The organism is Inquilinus sp., assembly GCF_039594555.1.
GTDB lineage: Bacteria > Pseudomonadota > Alphaproteobacteria > DSM-16000 > Inquilinaceae > Inquilinus.
On the sequence record NZ_JBCNNF010000382.1, the window covers coordinates 1 to 6,570 of the forward strand.

Below are 6,570 nucleotides of genomic sequence, written 5' to 3' on the forward strand. Positions count from 1 at the left end.
GCGCACCGACCCCGACGCCAAGGACCGTCATTGCGAGCCCCGAAGGGGCGTGGCAATCCAGCGGCACCGCCCCCTGGATCGCCACGGTGCTTCGCACCTCGCGATGACGGTCTCCTAGCTGGCGCGAACCGCTCTTCACCGAACCTTGCATCATGCCCCCGCCTCGATCTCGCGCCAGCGCAGGCAGCGCACCACCCGGCCATCGGCCTCCTCCAGCGCCGGCACCGCGGCGTCGCAGGCGCCGGGGCGGGCGTGGCCGCAGCGCGGGTGGAAGGAGCAGCCGGGCGGCAGCCGGCCGGGGTCCGGCACGCTGCCCGGGATCGCCGGCAGCACGCCGCCGCCGAAATCGAGCCGGTCGATCCGCGGCACCGAGCGCAGCAGCCCCTGGGTGTAGGGCATGCGCGGCCGCTGCAGCAGGCCGACGGCGTCGCCGCGCTCGACGATGCGGCCGGCATACATGACCATGACGCTGTCCGCGATCTCGGCCACCACGCCGAGATTGTGGGTGACGAAGATGATCGCCATGCCGGTCTTCGCCTGCAGCGATTTCAGCAGGTCGATGATCCCGGCCTGGACGGTGACGTCCAGCGCCGTGGTCGGCTCGTCGGCGATCAGCAGGCTGGGGTCGCAGGCCAGCGCCATGGCGATCATGACGCGCTGGCGCATGCCGCCCGACAGGTGATGCGGAAAGGCGGAAAGGCGCCGCCGCGGCTCCGGGATACCGACCAGCTCCAGCAGCTCCTCCGCCCGCGCCAGCGCCTGCCTGCGGCCGAGGCCGCGATGGAAGGTCACGGCCTCGGCGATCTGGTCGCCGATCCGGTGCACCGGGTTCAGCGAGGTCATCGGCTCCTGGAAGATCATCGAGATCTCGTCGCCGCGCACCGCCCGCATCGCCTCGGGGGGCAGCTGCAGCAGGTCGCGGCTGCGGCCGTCATGGCCGGTGAAGACGACCGATCCGGCGATGGTGCAGCGCGGCGCCGGCGGCAGCAGGCGCAGCACCGCCAGGCTGGTGACGCTCTTGCCCGACCCCGACTCCCCGACCAGCGCCAGGGTCTCGCCGCGGCGGACCGAGAAGGAGACGTCGTTGACCACCGTCAGCGCCCCGGCCTCGCCGCGGAAGGTGACGGCCAGGTCGCGGACCTCGAGGATCGGGGCGTCCGTCATCACGATTCCAGCCGGGCGTCGAGCGCGTCGCGCAGCCCGTCGCCGATGAAGTTGAAGCTGGTCACCGCCAGGGTGATGGCGATGCCCGGCACCAGCGCCAGCCAGGGGGCCGAGGTCAGGTATTGCTGGGCGTTGTTCAGCATGTTGCCCCAGCTCGCCGTCGGCGGCTGGATGCCGTAGCCGAGGAAGCTGATATAGGCCTCCATCAGGATGGCGCGGGCGACGGTCAGGGTGGCGGCGACGACGATCGGGCCGACGGCGTTGCGCAGCAGCTCGTCGACCATGATCCGGGCGTCGGACGCGCCCATCATCTCCGCCGCCAGGGCGAAGTCGCGTTCCCGCAAGGTGCGGATCTGGCTTTCCACCACGCGCGCCACCTCCATCCAGCTGGTGGCGGCGATGATCAGGGTGATCATGATCGGGTCGGGCTTCAGCAGCGCCGCCAGCGTCAGCAGCAGGAACACGGCGGGGAAGCACAGCATGGCGTCGACCAGCCGCATCAGCACCGCCCCGACCGCCCGGCCGTAATAGCCGGCGATCACACCGATGGCGGAGCCGACGATGGTGCTGATCACCATCGCCGCGAAGGCGACCGACAGCGAGATCCGCCCGGCCATCAGCAGCCGGGCGCAGAGGTCGCGGCCCAGCGGATCGGTGCCGAACAGGTGCCACCCGGTCAGCGGCGGCGCGAAGCGGGCGCGCATGTCGATGCGCAGATCATCGAAGGGCAGCAGCCACGGCCCGGCGACGCAGGCCAGCACCAGCAGCAGGATGCAGGCGACGCCGACCATCGCCAGCCGGTGCCGGCGGAAGCGGCGCCAGCCGCGGTTGCCGGTGCGGCGGGCGGTCTCGGCGGCGGCATTCGGATCGGCAGCGGCCAGGGTCATCACCTCCTCCCGATCAAGCTCATCCATCGCCCTTTTAGTCCCCCCTCCCCTTGCGGGAGGGGGGCAGGGGGAGGGGTCTGGGCGCGTCCGCGCGCGAGTGAATCGGGATCGTCCAAGCCATCACGGTCAACGGCGTCCTGGCGCCGGCATAGGCGGTTAGAACCCCCTCCCCCTACCCCCCTCCCGCGGGGGGAGGGGGGACTCTTTTGCTTTTGGCCGGGATATGCGAGTTCCATGATCCCCCTCAATCCAGCCGGATGCGCGGATCGGCCACCGCGCAGAGGATGTCGGCCAAGAGGTTGCCGAGCAGCACCAGCAGGGCCGAGACCATCAGGATCCCCATCACCACCGGGTAGTCGCGGTAGCCGAGGGAATCGAGGAACAGCCGGCCCATGCCGGGCCAGGTGAACACCGTTTCGGTCACCAGCGCGCCGCCCAGCAGCGTCGGCAGCTCCAGCCCCGCCAGGGTGATCATCGGCAGCAGGGCATTGCGCAGCGCGTGGCGGATCAGCACCCGCTTCTCCGGCAGGCCCTTGGCCCGGGCGGTGCGGATATAGTCCTGGTTGATCACGTCGATCATCGAGGCGCGCATGTAGCGGCTCCACACCGCCACCTCGACCAGCGCCAGCACCAGGGCCGGCGCGATCAGGTGGTGCAGGAAGTCGAGCAGCGATCCGTCGCCGACCGTGTACATGTTGCCGGCCGGCAGCCATTGCAGCCGGACCGAGAAGATGTAGATCACCACCAGGCCGAACCAGAATGTCGGGATCGACAGCGCGACCATGGCGCCGACCGTCGCCAGCACGTCGGCGAAGGAGTAGCGCCGCACCGCCCCCATGACGCCGATCCAGACCCCGAGCAGCACCGCGATCAGGATCGCCGTCGCCATCAGCTCGACCGTGGCGAAGAGATGCGAGCCGATCACGTCCAGCACCGGCGACTGGTCGCGGTAGGACCGCCCCCAGTCGCCGGTCAGGAGCCGGCTGGCCCATTCCCAGTATTGCACCGGCAGGGAGCGGTCGAGGCCCATCTCATGGGCGATCTCGGCCAGCCGCGCCTGCGTCATGCCCGGCACCAGGGCGAATTGCGACAGCGGGCCGCCCGGGGTCAGGTGCAGCACGGCGAAGCCGATCATCGACACGAGCCACAGCAGCAGCAGGCTCTGCAGCGCTCGGCCGAACAGGAAATGCGCCATGACCTGGCCTCCTCTGCCCCGGGCGGCCGCGGCCTCAGGTAGCCCAGTACCAGGTGCGGGCGTTCCAGCAATTCTCCTGGACGTTGACGTTGGGGGTGAAGCCGGTCAGCCCCTTCTTCACGCCCTGGACCATGGCGTATTGGAAGATCGGCAGATACGGCAGGTCCTTGCGCGTGAACTCCTGCATCTTGAGGTAGGCCGCCTTGCGCTTGGCGACGTCAACCGTCGACGCGCCCTCGGCCAGCAGCTTGTCGACATCGGCGCTCTCATACTGCGTCGTGTTCTGGCCGCCGCCGCCCTTGGCGCCGATCGAGCGGCTGGAGAAATAGTCGGTCGCGTCGGGATCGGGTCCGACCATGAAGTAGATCCCGACCATCGCCGTCTCGAACTTCGACTGCATCCAGTAGTCGCCCCACATCACCGCCGGGGGCAGGTTGTTGATGGTCATCTTGACGCCGATGTCGAGCCAGTTCTGCTGCAGCAGCTGCTGCGCCTGCTCGCGCACATGGTTGCCGGCGGTGGTCGAGTTGACGAATTCGAGGCGGATGCCGTTCTTCTCGCGGATGCCGTCGCCGCCCGGCTTCCAGCCGGCGGCGTCGAGGATCTGCTTCGCCTTCTCGGGATCGTAGCTCTGCTTCGGCAGGTCCGGGTTGAACGCCCAGGACTGCTTCGGCAGGAAAGATTCCGACGGCGTCGGCAGGCCGTAATAGATGCTGTCGATGATGCTCTGCTTGTCCATCGCGGTGTAGAGAGCCTCGCGCACCGCCGGGTCCTGGAACACCGGCATACCGAGATTCAGCGCGATGTTCTCGATGAATGCCTGCGGCACCGGCGAGACGTCGCGGTCGGCCAGGCCCTTGGCCTCCTCGTAATGGTCGGCGGTGATGCCCTGCAGGCCGATATAGTCGATGTCGCCGGTGGTGAACTGGGTGAACAGGACGGTCAGGTCGGGAATGTATTTGACGACCAGCCGCTCGAGATACGGCCCGTCCAGGTGATAGCCCTCATGCGCGGCCAGGGTGATGTGGTCGCCCGGCACGCGCTCGACCCATTTGAACGGCCCGGTGCCGACCGGCTTGGTGGCGAAGGTCGAGGCGTTGGGGTCGGCCTCCTTCTCCATCAGGTGCTTCGGCACGATGAAGGTCCAGGACAGGATCGACGGGTACGGCGCGTAGGGCTTCTCCAGCTTCCAGGTCAGCTCGGTCGGGCTGACCACGGTGATGTCGCGCACCAGCTCGTGCCCGGCCCGCCGGCCGGCGCGGAACTTCGGGTTGTTGATCAGGTCGATCGAGTACTTCACATCCTCCGCCGTGAAGGGCGTGCCGTCATGCCATTTGACGTTGTCGCGCAGCTTGATGCGCCAGGTCAGGCCGTCGGCGGAGATGCCGCCATTCTCCAGGGTCGGCACATCGGCCGCCAGGTCGGGGATGAACTTGCCCTGCGGGTCGACCTGCCACAGCGCGCTGAACAGGTTGAAATAGACCGCCTCGTCGACCTCAATGTGCAGCATCAGCGGGTTGAACACCGTCGGCTCCTGCGACAGGCCGATCACGGCCTGGCCGGTCGCCTTGGCCGGCGGCCCGGCGGCGCGGGCGGCCTTGACCCAGCCCTGGCCTGGGCCGAGCCAGACCGCCGTGCCGGCGGCGAGCCCCGTCGCCAGGAAGCGGCGGCGGGAGGTCTGGGGGAACGACAGATCCTTGTCGGTCATGGTGAAGCTCCCTTATTCGTGGCCTCCAAGGCCCGGCGGGGGCGGGTCTGCGCCCGTCTCCCCGCAGGGCCGCGTCAGACCCCGGCCATCGGCCGGGGCTTCGATCCGTCCGTGAAGCGAGAGAAGCGGAAATCCTTCGGGTCGACGATCGGGCGGGCGCCGGTCGCCAGGTCGGCGGCCAGGTGCCCGGCCCCGGGACCGATGCCGAAGCCGTGGCCGGAGAACCCGGTCGCCACCACCAGCCCCGGCACCTGCTCGACCGTCGAGATCACCGGCACCGCGTCGGGCGTGACGTCGATCAGCCCGGCCCATTCCTGCACCACCTTGGCGCCGGCGAAGGCCGGGAACTGCTTCGCCAGGTCGGCCATGGCCTGGCGGTTGGCGGCGCGGTCGGGCGCCGGATCCAGCACCCGCGCCTTCTCATAGGGCGAGACCTGGTCCAGCGGCACCGGCGCCGCCTCCCGCCATTCCTGCAGGAAGCGGTCATCGATCCGCAGCTTCAGCGCCGACCATTCCATCCGCAGCGCCGGCAGGAAATCGCCGAAGAAGCGGAAGCTGTCCGGCACCAGCGGCGCGATGTTGGAATTGCCGTTGGCGATGGTATACCCGCCGTCATGGCGCTTGCGCAGCGCGAACTCCTTCGACCACATCGCGGTTTCCGGCGCGCCCGCCAGCGGCGCCGTGCGCTGTACGCTGGCCCGGACCTTGAGCTGCGGCAGGGTCAGGCCGAGATCCTTGAGGAACCGCCGCGACCAGGCGCCGCCGGCGACGATCACCGTGTCGCAGGCGATGCGGCCGCGCTCGGTCATCACGCCGCTGATGCGCCCGCCGGCCCGCTCGACGCCGCGCACGGCGCAGTCGGTCAGGATCGCGGCGCCGGCCCGCTGCGCGGCGCGGGCGATGGCCGGGGCGGCGCGCTGCGGCTCCGCCCGCCCGTCGGAGGCAGAGTACAGCGCCGCCTTCCAGCGGCCGCCGGCGCCGGGCATCAGCCGGTCGAACTCGGCCGGGGTGATCAGCCGGGCGTCGAGCTGATAGGGACGGGCATGCTCCAGCCAGGCCTCGTATTCCGCGATCTCCTGGTCGGTCTCGACCGCGAACAGGATGCCGCTCTGGCGGAAGCCGGTCTCGGCCTCCACCGTCTGGTTCATGCCCTCCCACAGCCGCATGCTCTCGATCACCAGCGGGATCTCCCGCGGATCGCGCCGGGTCTTGCGGCACCAGCCCCAGTTGCGGCTGGACTGCTCGCCGGCGATGTGGCCCTTCTCGCACAGCGCCACGGAGACGCCGCGCTGTGCGAGGGCCAGGGCCGCGCTGGTGCCGATGATGCCGCCGCCGACGATGACCACGTCGGCGCGCGGCGGCAGCACGGCATCGGGCTCGACGCTCTCGACCTGCGGGCCCATCACCAGCTCTCCTCAAGCGTCGAATTGATCGGGATCTCGGCGATGCTCGCCGTGTCCGGCAGGTCCAGCAGGAAGGCGACGATGCGCGCCACGTCCTGCGGCTGGGTCATCGCCTCGGGCGGCCGGTTGGTCAGCCCCGCCGCCATGTCGGTGGCGACGAAGCCGGGGCAGATCGCGGTGGCGCGCACGCCCTCGTCCCAGCCGGCATGGCGG

5 protein-coding genes and 1 pseudogene are annotated in these 6,570 nt (G+C 69.9%); all 6 read right to left on the reverse strand.

Features of this window, described 5'->3' with window-relative positions; genetic code table 11:
* Nucleotides 1-150: 150 nt before the first annotated feature.
* A complete protein-coding gene (locus ABDW35_RS29170; RefSeq protein WP_343717358.1) occupies nt 151-1,164 on the reverse strand; it encodes an ABC transporter ATP-binding protein in 1,014 nt (337 codons plus the stop codon).
* Nucleotides 1,164-2,051, reverse strand: a complete 888-nt coding sequence (locus tag ABDW35_RS29175) for an ABC transporter permease (protein ID WP_343717359.1) — start codon at nt 2,049-2,051, stop codon at nt 1,164-1,166. The genes ABDW35_RS29170 and ABDW35_RS29175 overlap by 1 nt, the downstream gene beginning before the upstream one ends.
* Nucleotides 2,052-2,295: 244 nt before the next feature.
* Nucleotides 2,296-3,246: an ABC transporter permease gene (locus ABDW35_RS29180; protein ID WP_343717360.1), complete on the reverse strand. Its 951-nt coding sequence runs from the start codon at nt 3,244-3,246 to the stop codon at nt 2,296-2,298.
* Between the two features lie 34 nt (nt 3,247-3,280).
* Nucleotides 3,281-4,954: a peptide ABC transporter substrate-binding protein gene (locus tag ABDW35_RS29185; RefSeq protein ID WP_343717361.1), complete on the reverse strand. Its 1,674-nt coding sequence runs from the start codon at nt 4,952-4,954 to the stop codon at nt 3,281-3,283.
* Between the two features lie 74 nt (nt 4,955-5,028).
* Nucleotides 5,029-6,357 carry an FAD-binding oxidoreductase gene (locus ABDW35_RS29190; protein WP_343717362.1) on the reverse strand — a complete coding sequence of 443 codons (1,329 nt, stop codon included), beginning with the start codon at nt 6,355-6,357 and terminating at the stop codon, nt 5,029-5,031.
* A pseudogene (locus tag ABDW35_RS29195) lies at nt 6,357-6,570 on the reverse strand (short-chain dehydrogenase); the annotation flags it as partial. The pseudogene ABDW35_RS29195 and the gene ABDW35_RS29190, both read right to left, overlap by 1 nt.

Coding starts and splice junctions, on each gene's coding strand:
- ABDW35_RS29170 (WP_343717358.1), bottom strand. CDS start 1,164: ATGACGGACGCCCCGATCCTCGAGGTCCGCGACCTGGCCGTCACCTTC.
- ABDW35_RS29175 (WP_343717359.1), bottom strand. CDS start 2,051: ATGACCCTGGCCGCTGCCGATCCGAATGCCGCCGCCGAGACCGCCCGC.
- ABDW35_RS29180 (WP_343717360.1), bottom strand. CDS start 3,246: ATGGCGCATTTCCTGTTCGGCCGAGCGCTGCAGAGCCTGCTGCTGCTG.
- ABDW35_RS29185 (WP_343717361.1), bottom strand. CDS start 4,954: ATGACCGACAAGGATCTGTCGTTCCCCCAGACCTCCCGCCGCCGCTTC.
- ABDW35_RS29190 (WP_343717362.1), bottom strand. CDS start 6,357: ATGGGCCCGCAGGTCGAGAGCGTCGAGCCCGATGCCGTGCTGCCGCCG.